This is a genomic window from Oscillibacter sp., from assembly GCF_031978065.1.
In the GTDB taxonomy this organism is placed as follows: Bacteria; Bacillota; Clostridia; order Oscillospirales; family Oscillospiraceae; genus Oscillibacter.
Genome location: NZ_DALZCH010000007.1, coordinates 1 through 16,302, shown reverse-complemented (window position 1 = coordinate 16,302; position 16,302 = coordinate 1). Strand labels below are relative to the sequence as shown.

Here is a 16,302-nt window from a genome sequence, read left to right as displayed (position 1 = left end):
CTATGGAACTTTCAGAAATTCGCGGACAAATCGACTCGGTGGATCAAGAGCTGCTGAAGCTCTTTCTCCGGCGCATGGAGCTTTCCGAACACGTAGCCGCCGTTAAAAACGAGCAGGGCCTTCTCATTTCCAACCGCGGGAGAGAGCGGGAAATCCTTGCACGAGTGACGGCGGAGGCCGGAGACAAGGAGCGCTACGCCCATCAACTGTTTACCACGCTGTTCCACCTCTCCTGCGCCCGGCAGGCGGAGCTGCTCAGCGCGCCGACGCAGGTGGGGGCACAGATAAGGGCGTCTCTTGCGGCGGGGGCGGAGGTCTTCCCCCAGACGGGCCTTGTGGCCTGTCAGGGCATGGAGGGCGCCAACTCTCAGGCCGCCTGCGACCGTCTGCTGCCCCGGGGCACCATCGTCTATGTAAAGAGCTTTGATGCGGTGGTTTCCGCGGTGGAGTCCGGCCTGTGCCGGTTTGGCGTGCTGCCCATCGAAAACAGCTCTAACGGCTCCGTCCGGGCGGTGTATGATTTGCTTCAGCGCCGTCGCCTGTCCATCGTGCGCAGCACCCGCCTGTGCATCCACCACGAGCTGCTGGGCCTTCCCAGCGCAAAGGCCGACGAGCTGACGGAAATTCATTCCCACCCCCAGGCCATCGGCCAGTGTAGCCATTTCCTGGAGAGCCTGTCCGGCGTGCGGGTAATTCCCTGCGACAACACGGCCACCGCCGCCAAACTGGTGGCGGAGCGGAAGGACCCTCATGTGGCGGCGCTGTCCTCCCACGCCTGTGCAGAGCTGTATGGTCTGAGCGTTTTGAATGAAGACGTGCAGGACAGCGACAACAACTACACCCGCTTCATCTGCATTACCAAGGAACCCGCCATTTACGCCGGGGCTGACCGCATCAGCCTGATTATCGCCTGCGAGAATAAGGCCGGCGCGCTGTACGACATTCTCTCCAAGCCCGCCGCCCTTGGCGTCAACATGACGAAGCTGGAAAGCTGCCCCGTGACGGGACGGAACTTTGAGTTCATCTTTTTCATCGAGCTGGAGGCTTCGGTCAAGGACCCGGCGGTGCTCCCCATGCTGGAGGAGATTGAGCGGAGCAGCCAGAGCTTCCACTTCCTTGGCAACTATTCCGAAGTATAAGCCATGTCCGAGAGGATTTACGGCTTACTTGGCCGGACGCTGGGCCATAGCTGGTCTGTCCCCATCCATGCGGCGGCGGGTAACGGAGCCTACCGGCTCATTGAGCTGGAACCCCACGAGCTGCCCGGTTTTCTCTCCCGGCCCGACATCGGCGGGCTGAACATCACCATTCCCTACAAGCGGGACGTGATGCCTTTGTGCGACGTGATCGACCCCGCCGCCCAGGACATCGGCAGCGTGAACACCATCGTTCGCCGGGACGGGAAGCTGCACGCCTGGAACACGGATATCACCGGCTTTTTATACATGGCCGACCTCGCGGGTGTGGAATTGAAAGGCCGCAAGGTGGTCATTCTTGGCGGTGGAGGCACCTCCCTCACCGCGCAGGCCGCCGCCCGAGCCGCAGGTGCCCGGGAGATTGCGGCCATCACCCGCAATGGCCCCGACAACTACGGAAACCTCACCTGCCACGCCGACGGGGAAATCGTGGTGAACACTACGCCTGTCGGCATGTATCCCAACACCGGGGCGGCAGCAGTGGACCTTGCTCATTTTCCTGCCTGCCGGGGCGTGCTGGACGTAGTGTACAACCCCCGCAGGACCGCGCTGCTGCTTCAGGCCGAAGCGCTGGGCCTTCCCTGCTCCGGGGGGCTTCCCATGCTGGTGGCGCAGGCCATCGCGGCGGAGGAGCTTTTCTTTAACCGGAGGATTGACCCCGCCGAAACCCGGCGGATTCTGGCACTGCTGCGGGAGAAGATGGAAAACATTGTCCTTATCGGGATGCCCGGCTGCGGCAAATCCACCGCAGGCGCGGCGCTTGCAGATCTGGCTGGCCGAGAAGCGGTAGATTTGGACGCAGAAATTGTAAAGGCCGCCGGAAAATCCATCCCCGCCATCTTTGCCGAGGACGGGGAGCTGGTCTTTCGGACGCTGGAACAAAAAGCGGCGGCGCGCTTTGGCGCCGAAAGCGGGAAAATTATCATCTGCGGCGGCGGAATTGTGAAAGATGCGGAAAATTACAGACTTCTCCGCCAGAACGGCCGCATTTATCAGCTTGACCGGGCCATTGAAATGCTGCCTTCGGCAGGCCGTCCTCTGTCTCAGGGCGCGGACCTTGCCGCCATGGCGGCAGAGCGCGCGCCGCTGTATCGCCGGTTCCGGGACGTACGCATTAACAATAACGGCAGCGCGGCGGATGCCGCCGCCGCCATCTGGAGGGATTTTTGTGCGGATTCTGATTCTCAACGGACCTAACCTGAACATGCTGGGCGTGCGGGAGCCCGAGATTTACGGCCATGAAACCTATGATGACCTTTGCTCCATGCTGCAAAAGGAAGCGGACGCATTGGGCGTTTCGCTGGAATTTTACCAGTCCAACCACGAGGGGGCACTGGTGGACGCCATCCAGCGGGCCCATGGCGTAATGGACGGCATTGTCATCAACCCCGCCGCCTATACCCACACCAGCGTAGCGCTGCTGGACGCTGTAAAGGCCGTTGGCCTTTCCACGGTGGAGGTTCACATTTCCGACCCGGACACCCGGGAACCATTTCGCGCCACCTCTTACATTCGCTCCGCCTGCGTCAAAACCATCAAGGGCCGGGGCCTGCGGGGCTATGTGGATGCGCTGCGCTTTCTTTGCGAAAAATAAAGCAGCAGGAGAAACGCACGGAAGATCAGAGCGCCCGAGGCCGGTTTATCTCAAGCGCTGATATACTCCGAGAGCTCTTTGGCGGCTGATAAGCAGAATAGTAGAAACCCGAACTGAAAAAATGCGCTCCGGGGCGCATTTACGGGGACTTTCCCATACCGCGAAAATTGCGAAAAAGTTTATCGAAAAGTCAGATGTACATAGGCGTTTTAAACATGGTAAAAGGAAACCTCTCCCCGGCAGACGGATGCTTCATTTTCCCCGCCCGAGAAAAGCATAAGATAAAGAGCTTTGCCGCGGGACTTACAAATCCTGCGGCAAAACTCAAAATAAAACCAGCTTTATTGGCGGACAGCTTTGGCTGTCCGCTCTTTTTTCAAGGTTTTTTAAATATGCAGGTAAAGGAGGTTCCCTTGCCCTCGTTGCTCTCCACCTCCACATGGCCCCCGTGAAGCTCAGTCACATGCTTGACAATGGAAAGGCCCAGTCCCGTGCCGCCGGTCTTTTTGGAGCGGGACTTATCCACCCGGTAAAAGCGCTCGAAAATCCGGCCCAGATGCTCCCGAGAAATTCCGATGCCCGTGTCCCGGACGCAGATGCGCACAGCTTGCGCATCCTCGGTCAGCTCCACGGTCACGCTGCCGCCCTCCCGATTATATTTGATGGCGTTGTCCACCAGATTGTACAAAAGCTCGTCCGTCATGCGGAGATTTGCGGTGACAGACATATGAGGGTCCCCCCGCAGCTCCACTGCGATGCTCCGCTCCGCGGCTTTTTCCTCCAGACTGTCGATCACCGCCTCTGCTGCGGAGTAAAGGTTAAATCGAGTAAATTCTCGTGGAGCGTCCTCCTCGTCAAACTCGGACAGGCGGATGATATCCTCAATCATGTCGATCAATCGCCGCGCCTGTTTCTGAATCTTCCCGGCAAAAGGCCGCACGTCTGCGTCCTTCGCCGTGCCGTCCGCGATCAGTTCGGACAGGGCGGCGATGGCAGTGAGGGGCGTTTTCAGCTCGTGGGACACGTTGGCGGAAAACTCCTTACGTTGGCGCTCCGAGGCATATCGCTCGGTCACGTCGATAAACAGCACCACCGCGCCGTCAAGGGCCTCTCCATCCAGAACGGGGTTAAAAAACACGTTGTAAAACCTGCCGTCCAGCCGCAGGGAGGTTTCCCCCTTTTCTCCCGCCAGACAGGCGCTTGCCCGCTCCAGAAAGGCCGGATCCCGACAAAGCTCAATCAAACGTTTGCGATCCGCATCCCGCGCGCCGAGAATGCGCAGGGCACTGTCGTTTGCTAGCAGCACACGCCCCTCCCCGTTCAGCAGCAGCAACCCCTCCCGCATGTTTCCGGTGATGGCCGTGATGGTGGCTGCGCGGCTTTCAATTTCCGCAAGCTGGAGTGACAGCTCTTGCTTCTGGGTCTCGATTTTTTCCAGAAGGGGCAGCAGCTCGTCATAGCCGGAAAGGTCTGGCGCGTCCAGATCAAGATTGTTGATGGGGGCCACCAGTCTTCTGGTCAGTCTTCTTGCCACCACAAAGGAAAGGCACGCGGCCAGGATCAGACACAGCAAGACGACCGGAATAAACCGGAAGAGCAGCACAGCCAAACTGTCGGTGGTCAGGGCCAGACGCAGGATATTTCCGCCCTCCAGCCGCATGGCGTAGTAATAGGTTTTCTCGTCCAGCGTGTCCGAAAGCCGCTCGTCCTCTCCCCTGCCCGTTAAAAGTGCCTCGGCCACCTCCGGGCGGTTTAAGTGGGATTCCATGGTTTTCGGGTCAGCCATGTTGTCAAACAGCACAGTCCCGCTTGGGTCGATGACGGAGACGCGAAGGGTTTGCAGCCCCTCCTTAATCTGGGCGCCGAACTGGCCGGTGAGAATCGTCCCCCAGAGGGCGGCAAACACCACCACCGTCAGAATGATGAGCAGGCCCATATAGCGGAATATCCGTTTGTTCATACCCTCACTCCCCGAGTTTATAGCCCACGTTGCGCACCGTCTTGATGTGCTCCCCTGCAGGACCCAGCTTTTGCCGCAGGGATTTGACGTGCACGTCCACCGTCCGGCTCTCGCCCTTGTAATCGTAGCCCCACACAGCGTCCATTAGTCTGTCTCGGCTCAGAACCAGTCCCGCGTTTAAAAGCAGGTAGCGTAGCAACTCAAATTCCAAAAAAGTCAGAGCCACGCCCTCTCCGTCGGCCGTAACGGTATGCCGCTCGTTATCCAGCGCAAGATTTTCGTAGGTCAGCAGGCCTTTTTCCCGTTCCGCGGACGCGGCCCGACGCAAAACCGCGTGAATGCGGGCAATCAGCTCGGTGACACCAAAGGGCTTTGCGATATAGTCGTCCGCGCCGAAATTCAGGCCACGCACCTTATCTGCCTCGCCGCTCTTTGCCGTAAGCATAATAGCGGGGATGCGTTCAAACCGGGAGTGGTCCCGGAGCTTTTTCAAAATGGAAAGCCCGTCCTCCCCGGGAAGCATGATATCCAGCAAAATCATGTCCGGAAGGGAGGCACCTGCTAAAAGCGCCTCCCAAAAGCTGTCTCCGTCCTCAAAGCCGGTGCAGGCAAAGCCCGCATTTTCCAGCGCATAAGTCGTCAGCTCGCGGATATCTTCATCATCCTCCACAAGAAAGACCGTTTGCATGGTTCAACCTTCCGATCCCGCGGCGTCCTCGTGTTTTCCCGTGATGGAAAACACCACCCATTCCGCGATATTTGTAGCATGGTCGCCGATCCGTTCCAGATATTTCGCAATCATCAGCAAATCAATTGCCTGACTGCCGTTGGAGCTGTCGGCGCTCATGAGCTTGATCAAGTCGCTCTTCACCGCGTCGAACAGCCGGTCTACCACGTCGTCATCGGCAATGACCCGATTTGCAAGTTCTAAATCCTTCTTTACAAAGGCGTCGATGCTCTCAGTGACCATTTTAGCGGTGGCCGTCGCCATCTGGGGTATGTGCTCCGGCGTTTTGACGTGGGGAGCCTGCGTAAGGAAAATGGAGATTTCGGCGATGTCCGCTGCCTGATCACCGATACGCTCCATGTCCGTAATCATTTTGAGCGCCGCCGAAATCAGCCGCAGGTCCTTCGCCACCGGCTGCTGCTGAAGCAGCAGCTTGAGGCACATGGCCTCAATGTCTTTTTCCTGTTGGTCAATCTCCGTATCAGCCGCAATCGCCTTTTTCGCAAGGACCGTGTCCTGTTTCCTCAGCGCCTCGATGGAGGCGGCAATGGCGGTTTCCACCTGCATACCCATCTCAATAAGCATAGTGTTGAGAGTTTCCAACTGCCGGTCAAATCTGCTGCGCATTATCCAAACCTCCCCGTAATGTAGTCTTCGCACCTCTGATCTTTGGGCATGGAGAACACCTGCTCGGTTTCGCCGTATTCAATCAGCTCGCCCAGCAGGAAAAAGGCCGTCTTGTCAGAGATGCGGGTGGCCTGCTGCATGTTGTGGGTGACAATCACCACGGTATATTTCTTTTTCAGGTCCGCCATCAGCTCCTCGATTTTCGAGGTGGAGATGGGGTCCAGCGCAGAGGTGGGCTCGTCCATCAGCAGCACCTCCGGCTCCACCGCCAGGGCCCGGGCAATGCACAGCCGCTGCTGCTGCCCGCCAGAGAGGGACAGAGCGCTTTTTTTCAGCCGGTCCTTCGTCTCCTCCCAGATGGCTGCGTCCCGCAGGGCCTTTTCCACGATGCCGTCCAGCTTCAGCCGGGAGGTCACGCCGTGGGTCCGGGGACCGAAGGCAATGTTGTCGTAAATACTCATGGGAAAGGGGTTGGGCTTTTGAAATACCATGCCCACCCGCCGACGCAGGCGGTTCACGTCCTGCGTCGCATTGATATCGTCGCCGTCCAGAAGAAGCTTGCCCGTGATATGGCAGCCCTCTACCAGATCGTTCATGCGGTTGAGGCATTTAAGCAGCGTGGATTTTCCGCAGCCGGAGGGCCCGATAAAGGCGGTGATCTCCTTCTCCTCAATGTCCATGTTGATGCCGTGGAGCGCTTTGAAATCATTATACCATAACTGCACGTCTTCCAGTTGAAATTTTAACATGTTTCTCATCCCTTTGCGATTCTTTTTGCCAGCGCGGCCGACAGTGCGTTGATACCCACCACCAGCACCAGCAGAACCACCGCCGTGGCATAGGCCTGCCCGGTATACAGTCCCTCGCTGGAAAGCGCGTACATATGGATTGCCAGCGTCCGCCCGGAGGCCAGCAGACTGGTGGGAATCTGGGCAACCGTTCCCGCCGTGTAGATGAGCGCGGCGGTTTCGCCCACGATGCGCCCCATGGCAAGAATAATCCCTGCAAAAATTCCCGGCGCGGCGGCAGGCAGCACGATTCTAAACACCGTGCGCAGCCGCCCGGCCCCAAGGCCGAACGAGCCCTCCCGGAATGTGTCCGGGACGGCCTTCAGGCTCTCCTCCGCCGTGCGCATAATCAGGGGCAGAATCATGATAGAGAGGGTTAAGGTGCCTGCCAGCAGAGAATACCCCCAGCCGAGCCACGACACGAAAAACAACGAGCCGAACAAGCCGTATACGATTGAGGGAATGCCCGAAAGCGTCTCCGCCGTCACCCGCACCAGCCGCACCAGTCGGCTGCCCCGCTTTGCGTATTCCACCAGATAAATTGCCGTGAACAGTCCCAGCGGCGCGGCAATCAGCAGAGAGAGAATCACCATAAACACCGTTGTGACCAGCGCGGGCAGAAGGGAGACGTTTTCCGTGTTATACTCCAGCGCGAACAGGGACGGCCGGATATACGGAATCCCGTTGACCAGAATGTGCCCGATGAGAAACAGCAGCGCGCCAAAGGTAAAGATGGCCGCCAGCCATGGAAAGAAGCGCAAAACAGCGTCCTCAATCCTGCGGGGGAGTCTGCGGAAAAAGACCGCTATGCGGCGCACGCCCCAGCGAAGAACGGAGCCAACCCTGAAAAAGAGGTTGATGAGCGTATATTTCATTTTTCGCCCCTCCTGCGCAGCGCCGAGAACGAAAGATTGATCAGAAGTATAAAGACAAACAGAACGACGCCGGTGGCAATCAGCGCTTCCCTGTGCAGTCCCTCGGCATAGCCCATTTCAATCACGATGTTGGCGGTCAGAGTGCGGATGCCCTTCAAAATACCCGCAGGCATCCGGGCCTGATTGCCCGCCACCATGATAACTGCCATGGTCTCGCCGATGGCACGGCCGATGCCCAGCACCACCCCCGCAAGCACGCCGGACTTTGCGGCGGGCAGCATCACGCGGAACACCGCTCTCTGGTGGTTGGCGCCCAGAGCCACCGCCCCGTCATACAGCTCCTCCGGCACAGCGCGGATGGCGCTCTCCGTAATGCCGATGACGGTGGGCAGAATCATCAGTCCCAGCAGCACAGAGGCCGCCAGAATGCTGCTGCCGTTCCCGCCGAACAGCTCCCGCACCAGCGGGACAATGGTCACAAGTCCAAAAAAGCCGTAAATCACCGACGGGATTCCCGCCAGCAGATCCACTGCGGGCTTTAAAACTTTGTATAGGGGGCGGGGGCAAATTCTGGCCATGAACACGGCGGTGAAAATGCCAACAGGCACGCCGATGGCGACGGCTCCCGCCGTTACGTAAATGCTTCCCAAAATCATGGGGAGAATGCCGAAGACGGGGGGAGTGTCGCCAGGCGACCACTCCCTCCCCAGTATAAACTCCGGCAGGCCGATTTTTCCAATGGCCGGTATTCCGTTGGCGAACAGGAACAGGCAGATCAGCGCCACGGCCAGAATGCTGGTCAGGGCCGACACCATGAATACTGCCCGCATGAGGCTTTCCCTCAAACGCTGCCCTTTCATTTTACGTTATCCCAAGAGGTGGTTTCTCCGGTGAAGATGCTCTGCACCTGTGCGCTGGTCATGTTGCTCAGGGGATTTTCACTGTTCACAACCACCGCAATACCGTCCAGTGCGATGGGAATGGCGGTAAGCTTCTCCGCCTCGGCGGGCTTCAGCTCACGGCTGGCCATGCCGATGTCGCACACACCCTCCATGGCGGCGGTCATTCCGGCAGTGGAGTCTGTCATCTGAATCTCAATCTCCGCGCCCGAATTGATGGCGAGATAGGCTTCCTTCAGCTTTTCCATCACCGGTGTGACGGAGGAGGAACCGGCCACGCTGATCTTGCCGGAGGGCTTTGTCCCGGCGTAGGCGGGTGCGTTCTCGTCCACGGCGATATAGCTGCCGGAAACCACCTGCTGGCCCTCCGCGGAGAGGATGAAGTCAATAAAATCCTTGGCAAGCCCGGTCGCTTCCCCGTTGGTGGCAATGTTGAAGGGTCTTGCAATGGCATATGTTCCGTTTTTGACGTTTTCGGCACTGGCCTCCGCGCCGTCAATGGTCAGGGCCTTCACCGTGTCGTTCAGGGAACCCAACGAAATATAGCCGATGGCGGCGGGATCCCCGGCCACATTGCCCATCATCACGTCGGTCTTGTTGGCAATGACAGCTTCCTTCGTGGTCATGTCCTTTTTGGTGCCGTCCTCGCCCTTTACCTCGATGCCGAAGAGCTCAATGAACGCGCCTCTCGTTCCGCTGCCGTCCTCACGGGAAACCACGGTGATTTCGCCAAGGGATTTTTCCGTGTTGTCCGTGGCGGGCGTGCTGCCGCCGCTGGTGCTGGGGGTCTGTCCGCCGCAGCCCGCAAGGCTGACCGCCGCGAGGGCCGCCGCAAGAAACATGGTAATCGTCTTTTTCATCTGTCTTTCCTCCATATTGCTTATTCTTGATTGATATTCTTTGTGAGTACAGCCTAAGCATACATAGCCGGAGTTAAAAACAAATGCGGCGCTATGTAAAAACTATGTAAAACCCCGCTTTCTTCCAATTTAAAGAGCCGGGCGCGCACTTATTCGGTTTTGCGGATGAAACGGGCTCGCGGGTCTGTGGACTCTTGAAATGAGGCCCGGGCCTGCCGGATTTGCGAAAACGACAGCCCGCCCCGAATTCGGGGCGGGCTGCTGTTTTACCTTTTTTCCATTCCGCAGGGGGCGGCTTTGCTACCGGCGGCACGGTCACCGGTGACGGCGCCGTACAGCCGGTAGCCGCCGGAGAAATTATAGCAGTCATAGCCGCTCTGGCTCAGGACGCGGCAGGCGAGATAGCTTCTGAGCCCGGTCTGACACATCACGTACAGGGGCTTTCCGGCAGGAAGCTCTCCCATCCTCTGCCGCAGTTCATCCACAGGAAGGTTCACAAAGCCCTCCGCGTGTCCGTCTGCGTATTCCTCCGCCGTGCGGGTGTCAAGCAGGGTCACACTGCCGTCCCTCGGCAGAGCGTCCACCTCATCCCAGTGAAACTGCTTCACCGCGCCCTTTTCCAGATTTTCAATCATAAAACCCGCCATGTTCACCGGGTCCTTGGCGGAGGAATAGGGCGGCGCATAGGCAAGGTCCAAGTCTTTTAATTGCAGCGCCGTCAGCCCCGCGTGCATGGCCGTGGCCAGCACGTCAATGCGCTTGTCAACGCCGTCGCAGCCCACAATCTGCGCACCCAAAAGCCGATAGGTTTTCTTTTCAAACACTACCTTCACGGTCATCACCGTGCCGCCGGGGTAATATCCGGCATGGTTTAGCGGAGAGAGTATCACTTTGTCGCAGTCAATCTCGGCTTTTTTTGCCGTCCGCTCGTTGATCCCGGTGGCAGCCGCCGTTAAACCAAACAGTTTGAGGACGGAGGAGCCTTGGGCACCCAAATACCGGCTGTCCCCGCCGCAGATATTGTCCGCCGCGATGCGGCCCTGCTTGTTGGCGGGGCCAGCCAGAGAGATCACCGCATTTTCACCCGTGATGTACTGCTTCACCTGTACCGCGTCGCCCACGGCGTAGATATCGGAGACGGACGTCTCCATCCGGTCGTTCACCACGATGCTGTCCTTCAGCCCCAGTTCCAGCCCCGCGTCCCTTGCAAGGCGGGTTTCGGGGGTCACACCGATGGCCAAAACCACGATGTCCGCATGAAGCGGCTCCTCATCCTTCAGCAACACATTTACCCCGCCGTCCGCTTCGGAAAAGCCCTCCACGGAATGCCCCAGCAGCAACCGCACACCCTTTTCCCGCATTTCCGCATGGAGAAAAGCGGCCATATCTTCGTCCAAAGGATTCAGGAGTTGCCGGGGCCGCTGAACAATGGTCACGTCCATCCCCAGCTCACGCAGATTTTCCGCCAGCTCCAGACTGATGAATCCTCCCCCGCAGAGAATCACGGATTTGGGAACCTCCCGTTCCACGAATTCCCGGATGCACAGCGTATCTTCCACGGTGCGCAGGGTAAACAGCTTGCGCAGTCCCACGCCGGGAAGCTTCGGCTGGGTGGGCTTTGCGCCGGGAGCAAGAAGCAGCTTGTCGTAGGATTCTTCAAATTCCACGCCGCTCTCCAGATTGCGGACGGTGACGGTTTTTTGCTTCGGGTGAAGGGCGATTACCTCGTGCCGTACTCGCATATCCACCCGAAACCGGACCAAAAAGCTTTCGGGGGTTTGCAGCGTCAACTCCTCCGGGTCTTCGATCACTCCGCCCACGTAGTAGGGCAGGCCGCAGTTTGCATAGGACACGAAGCCGGACCGCTCAAACACCACAATCTCGGCCTGTTCATCCAAACGGCGGATGCGGGCCGCAGCCGTGGCCCCGCCCGCCACGCCGCCAATAATCACAACTTTCATGCGCTCACCGTTCCACCGTTCCCCGGTAGCCGTTGATGCCTCCGATATTGGTGAGATTTGCATAGCCCATGCGTTGGAGCGCGGGAATTGCCTGACGGCTTCGCGCCCCGCTGAGACAGTAAACAAACAGCGGCGTTTCGTGGTTTTTCACTTCCCGCGCCGTCATGCGCAGTTGGTCCAGCGGAATATTTTTGCTGCCGGGAATCCGGCCTGCGGCATATTCCTCCTGTGTACGTACGTCCAACAAAACCGCGTTAGGCGTGGAACGAAACTGCTCTACGCCAGTATTGATGTCCGGCATTTTTAAAAAATCAAAGAATCCCATAACACTTCTCCTTTACAGCATGGAAAGAATCTGGCTCTTGGGCCGGGCGCCAATCATCTGGTTGATCACCTTGCCCTCCTTCATCATCACCAGGGTGGGAATGCTCATGATTTGGAAGGCGGAGGCCAGCTCCTGCTGTTCGTCTATGTTGATTTTTCCAATCTTCAGGTCGCCGCGCTCGCTTGCAATTTCGTCCACAATGGGACTCACCATGCGGCAGGGGCCGCACCAAGTCGCCCAGAAGTCCAGCAGAACGGGCTTATTGCTTTGAACGACCTCCTTTTGGAAGTTGTTTTTCGTAATATTCATGACTGACATATTTGTTTCCCCCTATGTTATTTATTATGTCGTTATCATAGCAGATCCCCTCTCCCCTTTCAGTGATTAAATCACTTTCCGAAAAACGCCCTCCCTACGGCGGTCACGGCACCGCAAAACGCACTTCGCGCCCCGCACAAAGAGGCAGGGCGCGCCGTCCTTATTCCTGAATGCGATGGGGTGCAAAATCTCCGGAAGCCGCCGCTTTCCGGGGTTGGCGAACCAACCTTTCAACGCACACAGGTGAAAAAACAACAACGGGCGCTCACCGGTAATCCGTTCGGTGAGTGCCCGTTGCTTCAGCAGCTTTTAATCACCACTGCCGTCCCCATGCCGCCACCGACGCAAAGCGTTGCCAGTCCATAGGTCAAGTTTCTCTTTTTCAGTTCATGCATCAATGTGACAAGAATCCGCGCGCCGGAGGCGGCCACCGGGTGCCCCAGCGCAATGGCGCCGCCATTGACGTTGGTTTTTTCCAGAATTTCTTCCTCCGTCATGCCGTAATGGACGCTCCACTCTCTGATGCAGCCCACCGACTGGGCGGCGAAGGCTTCGTTCAGCTCCATCAGGTCCACATCCTGCAAACGCATCCCCGCCTGATCCAGCGCCTTGATTACGGCCTTCACCGGGCCAAGGCCCATAATTGCGGGGTCGATGCCAACGGTGGCGGAGGAAACAATTTCGGCAATGGGCTTCCAGCCGTTTTTCTCCACCGCGTCCCCGCTTGCCAGCAGAATGACAGCAGCGCCGTCGTTTAATTGGCAGGCATTTCCCGCCGTGACGGTGCCGCCCTCCTCTTTTTTCTTGAAAGCGGGACGCATCTTGCTCAGCGTCTCGTAAGTCGTATCGGACGTGTTGCTCTCGTCCGTGTCAAATACATACTCTTTGCCCCGGCGGTCCTGATAGCGGATGGGCACGATTTCGTCTTTAAATCGTCCGGATTCAATTGCCGCCTGCGCCAAGCCCTGCGAACGCACGGCAAAGCGGTCCTGCTCTTCCCGTGTCACACACTCCTTTACGGCGACATTTTCTGCCGTCATTCCCATAAGGTAGCCGTTGAACTGGTCAATCAGTCCGTCACAGTAAAGGGAATCCTGCACGCTCACGGCGGCATTTCCCATTTTCACGCCCTTGCGCACCTTGTCGGTGAGAATGAAGGGAACCTGCGACATATTTTCCACTCCGCCACACAGCACAATTTCTTCCCCCGCCTGAATGGCGTTGTACCCGAAAATCAGCGCCTTCAATCCACTTCCGCACTGCATGTTTACCGTTGTGGCCGGAACGTAATCGGGGATGCCCGCTTCAAGCTGCGCCCGCCGGGCGATGGACGGCCCCTGCCCCGCAGAATGCTGATGAGCAATAATTACCTCATCAATGTCCCCTGTCTTCACGCCAGTTTCCTCCACCACGGCCCGTATCACCTGCGCGGTCATGTCGCCGGGCTTTACATTGGAAAGGCTTCCCAAAAATTTTCCGATTGCGGTGCGCTTGCCGCCGATGATATATACCTTTCGCATAAAGCTCCTCCTAGTCAAGTAAAACGGGAAAGACGGGCGCGTATCGCGCCCGTCTTCTCCTAAAACCGCTTAGTCGTTGAAAACGCCAACCTTTTTCAGCGCATGAACGGACTTCCAGCCCTCGCTCAAAGGCTCCTTAAAGCAGTCGGCCAGCTCCTCGGCAGACCGCAGCGTCATCATTTCAGGCACTTTTCCGGCGGGATAGGCCGCCAAAACCTCGTCCATCAGCAGCGTGATGTACTCGCAGATGCAGGCCACGGGGCGCTTGGCCTTGTCGGCGGTGGCCCGCCGGGGATACCCCACAACGCCCTCGGGCGTGCCGAAGCACTCCATGGCGTTGTTGCCCTGCACCTCCACCCAGGAGTGGGGACGGCGATAGGAGTCGCAGGCGGTATCATAGTGGCCGGCCAACATCAGGCTTTTAGGCTCAGTGTCCACTGCGTTTGTGAGATCCAGCATCTCCGGGAAGAGCAGCATGCCCACGGAAGTCTCAGATTCGTCCGCATGGACGAATTGGGAGGATACAAAGTCGTCCTTATCGGGCTGGGCATAGAAGAACTCACGGACAACGCGGTGCCAGTCCACCAGCGTGACAAACGCGGGAAGCTGGAAGCGCTTAAAAAACTCCTGAATGGCGGCTTCAATCATCCAGTGGTGTCCGTGATTGTTGACGAGAATGATTTTGCGGAAGCCGTCATCCCAAAGGCCCAGCATGGTGTAAATCAGCATTTCCTGCACGGTCTGCTGAGGAATAATTACAGTGCCCGCCATGCCCACATGATGATAGGGATGCCCCCCGTAGTTCAGGGGCGGGAAGGCCAGCGCCACCTCCCGTCCATCCTTGATGGACTTCCGCTTTACGCCCTCGCAGATCTGGCTGACCATGAAGGTGTCCAGGCCGCTGTTGGCGTGCAGGCCATGGTTCTCGGTGCAGCCGATGGGCACGATGACCACATCGTTTTTCTTGCGCAGCTCGCAGACCTTGGAGCGGGGTGTGTTCTGGATATAGGTCCCTGCCGTGCCGAAGCCCGAGGGCGCGGGAATGCCGTATTCCTCTGTCAGGATGCGGTCAATCTCGGACATGGGCGCGTCCCAGATGCGCTTTTTCAAGCGGCCGACCGTGGTATCCTCAAACACAATTTCCGGAAGCTCGGTGGTGAGCCACTTGCCCTGGGGATTCAAATTTCCAGTGGTAGACATATGTATTTCCTCCATTATTTTAAAGTTTGATAAGAGTTTTCAGGTTAAACCCGACTCTTTTATCCAGACGTTCAAACATGGCCGGGGCCTCTTCCAGCGTGCATTCCCCGGTGACAAGGCTTTCAAGATTGATTTTACCGGTGCATGCAAGCGAAATCACCTCTGTAAATTCCTGCGCAGTTGCGTTGCGGCTGCCGTAAATCTCCAGTTCTTTTTTCTCAATGATGTTAAAAATGAGCTCGGTAGGTCTGCTTGTAATTCCAACCTCCACCACCCGGCCGCGGTGGGCCGCCGCCTCAATGCAGTTGAGCATAGTGGAGGGCTGTCCCGCCGCTTCGATGGCAACATCAAAACCGTCTCCATTGGTGAGGGCGTCTACCTTTTCGCGGAAGGTAGACTGGTCGTTATTGAAAATCACCCCGTCCGCGCCCATTTGTTGCGCAAGCTCCAGCTTTTTTTCGGAGACATTGCAGACATAGACCTCCGCGCCCAATTGCTTTGCCGCCAGCAAAGCGCCCATTCCGATGGTTCCGGCCCCTACAATCAGAACCCGGTCGCCGGGTGCGACCCTTCCCCGCTTGACCGCGTGATAGCTGATGCAAAATGGTTCAACCAGCGCCAAGGCTCTCGGCCCCAGTCCGTTTCCAGAATAAAGTCTCTCTATGGGCATCGTGATGTATTCGGAAAAGCCGCCCTCGCGGGCAAGGCCCATGGTCTGGTTTTCCATGCAGCAATTTACATAGCCGCGTCGGCAAGAATAGCACTCACCGCAGTTGAAATAAGGATTCAGCGTCACCAGCATGCCGGGCGCAAGTCCCTGCGCATTCCTGCCGATTTTTAAAACTTCCGCCGCGATTTCATGTCCGGGAATTTGGGGGTATGTGGCGTAATCATTCATGCTGCCGCGGTATAACCCCAGATCGCTGCCGCAAATGCCGCCGTAGAGCACCTTCAGCAGCGCTTCTCCTTCCGCCGGAACGGGCACCTCGCGCTCAAAAATTCGCATTTGACGGGGAGCTGTCACCTGTAAGCATTTCACGCCTTAACACCTCCTTTTCTCATAGTTTCTTTTCTCCAGTCTCAAAACGTCAAACCCATTGCTTCCTCGCGGAATATCCGCGCGTCCATGGTTTTAAGGTCGCGTGCAATCAGGGGCGCAAACTCCATCTGCCCCAGCACATCCCACTCCAGATCAACGCCCGGCGCAATTTCCATAACCATCAGTCCCCCGGGTGTCAGCTTTAAAACCGCCCGCTCTGTTACAAACAGGATGTTTCGCTGATCTCTTGCGGCAATCTCGCCGCTAAAGGTAATCTGCTGTAAGCACCGAATGAACTTCTTAGAGCTTCCCTCTCGCTCAATCACCAGCTCGCCTGCGTCGGAGATTCGGGCTCCCAGTCCCTTTGCGGTAAAAGTGCCGCAAAAGACCATGTTTTTGACGTTTTGGGAGAT

Annotated in this window: 16 protein-coding genes and 1 pseudogene; 3 read left to right on the top strand and 14 right to left on the bottom strand. The window is 57.7% G+C overall.

Features of this window, described 5'->3' with window-relative positions:
• Positions 1-2: 2 nt before the first annotated feature.
• Genes RTK01_RS01935 through aroQ form a run of 3 tightly spaced genes read left to right on the top strand, consistent with a single transcriptional unit; the run spans position 3 to position 2,790 of the window.
• Entirely contained in the window at positions 3-1,139 is a 1,137-nt protein-coding gene (locus RTK01_RS01935; protein ID WP_312279357.1) for a prephenate dehydratase domain-containing protein, read from the top strand.
• Positions 1,140-1,142: 3 nt separating this feature from the next.
• Positions 1,143-2,393 carry a shikimate kinase gene (locus RTK01_RS01930; protein ID WP_312279356.1) on the top strand — a complete coding sequence of 417 codons (1,251 nt, stop codon included), beginning with the start codon at positions 1,143-1,145 and terminating at the stop codon, positions 2,391-2,393.
• Positions 2,365-2,790, top strand: a complete 426-nt coding sequence (gene aroQ, locus RTK01_RS01925; protein ID WP_312279355.1) for a type II 3-dehydroquinate dehydratase — start codon at positions 2,365-2,367, stop codon at positions 2,788-2,790. The genes RTK01_RS01930 and aroQ overlap by 29 nt, the downstream gene beginning before the upstream one ends.
• A gap of 376 nt (positions 2,791-3,166) precedes the next feature.
• On the opposite strand, the gene RTK01_RS01920 is transcribed toward aroQ, so the two are convergent.
• The 14 genes and pseudogenes from RTK01_RS01920 to RTK01_RS01855 all read right to left on the bottom strand — a co-directional run.
• Positions 3,167-4,750, bottom strand: coding sequence for an ATP-binding protein (locus RTK01_RS01920; protein WP_312279354.1), 1,584 nt, complete (start codon positions 4,748-4,750; stop codon positions 3,167-3,169).
• Between the two features lie 4 nt (positions 4,751-4,754).
• Complete coding sequence (locus RTK01_RS01915) at positions 4,755-5,438, bottom strand: response regulator transcription factor (protein ID WP_294852815.1); 684 nt, start codon at positions 5,436-5,438, stop codon at positions 4,755-4,757.
• 3 nt (positions 5,439-5,441) lie between these two features.
• Positions 5,442-6,104, bottom strand: coding sequence for a phosphate signaling complex protein PhoU (gene phoU / locus RTK01_RS01910; protein WP_312279353.1), 663 nt, complete (start codon positions 6,102-6,104; stop codon positions 5,442-5,444).
• On the bottom strand, positions 6,104-6,853 hold the full coding sequence (gene pstB, locus RTK01_RS01905) for a phosphate ABC transporter ATP-binding protein PstB (RefSeq protein ID WP_397352134.1): 750 nt from the start codon (positions 6,851-6,853) through the stop codon (positions 6,104-6,106). The genes phoU and pstB overlap by 1 nt, the downstream gene beginning before the upstream one ends.
• Before the next feature lie 5 nt (positions 6,854-6,858).
• Entirely contained in the window at positions 6,859-7,767 is a 909-nt protein-coding gene (gene pstA, locus RTK01_RS01900) for a phosphate ABC transporter permease PstA (RefSeq protein ID WP_312279351.1), read from the bottom strand.
• Positions 7,764-8,597, bottom strand: a complete 834-nt coding sequence (gene pstC, locus RTK01_RS01895) for a phosphate ABC transporter permease subunit PstC (protein ID WP_397352132.1) — start codon at positions 8,595-8,597, stop codon at positions 7,764-7,766. Before pstC ends, pstA begins: the two co-directional genes overlap by 4 nt.
• 26 nt (positions 8,598-8,623) lie before the next feature.
• On the bottom strand, positions 8,624-9,526 hold the full coding sequence (locus RTK01_RS01890) for a substrate-binding domain-containing protein (RefSeq protein WP_312279349.1): 903 nt from the start codon (positions 9,524-9,526) through the stop codon (positions 8,624-8,626).
• Between the two features lie 266 nt (positions 9,527-9,792).
• Positions 9,793-11,487: an FAD-dependent oxidoreductase gene (locus tag RTK01_RS01885; RefSeq protein ID WP_312279348.1), complete on the bottom strand. Its 1,695-nt coding sequence runs from the start codon at positions 11,485-11,487 to the stop codon at positions 9,793-9,795.
• A gap of 4 nt (positions 11,488-11,491) precedes the next feature.
• Complete coding sequence (locus RTK01_RS01880; RefSeq protein WP_312279347.1) at positions 11,492-11,812, bottom strand: rhodanese-like domain-containing protein; 321 nt, start codon at positions 11,810-11,812, stop codon at positions 11,492-11,494.
• A gap of 12 nt (positions 11,813-11,824) precedes the next feature.
• The gene (trxA, locus tag RTK01_RS01875; RefSeq protein ID WP_312279346.1) at positions 11,825-12,130 is read right to left on the bottom strand and encodes a thioredoxin; all 306 of its coding nucleotides are present in this window, start codon (positions 12,128-12,130) and stop codon (positions 11,825-11,827) included.
• 299 nt (positions 12,131-12,429) lie between these two features.
• On the bottom strand, positions 12,430-13,650 hold the full coding sequence (locus RTK01_RS01870) for an acetyl-CoA C-acetyltransferase (RefSeq protein ID WP_312279345.1): 1,221 nt from the start codon (positions 13,648-13,650) through the stop codon (positions 12,430-12,432).
• A gap of 69 nt (positions 13,651-13,719) precedes the next feature.
• Positions 13,720-14,850: a 3-dehydro-scyllo-inosose hydrolase gene (gene iolN, locus RTK01_RS01865; RefSeq protein WP_294852787.1), complete on the bottom strand. Its 1,131-nt coding sequence runs from the start codon at positions 14,848-14,850 to the stop codon at positions 13,720-13,722.
• A 19-nt stretch (positions 14,851-14,869) separates the two neighbouring features.
• A complete protein-coding gene (locus RTK01_RS01860; protein ID WP_312279344.1) occupies positions 14,870-15,889 on the bottom strand; it encodes a zinc-binding alcohol dehydrogenase family protein in 1,020 nt (339 codons plus the stop codon).
• A 41-nt stretch (positions 15,890-15,930) separates the two neighbouring features.
• Positions 15,931-16,302 (bottom strand): annotated as a pseudogene (locus RTK01_RS01855) (3-oxoacid CoA-transferase); the annotation flags it as partial.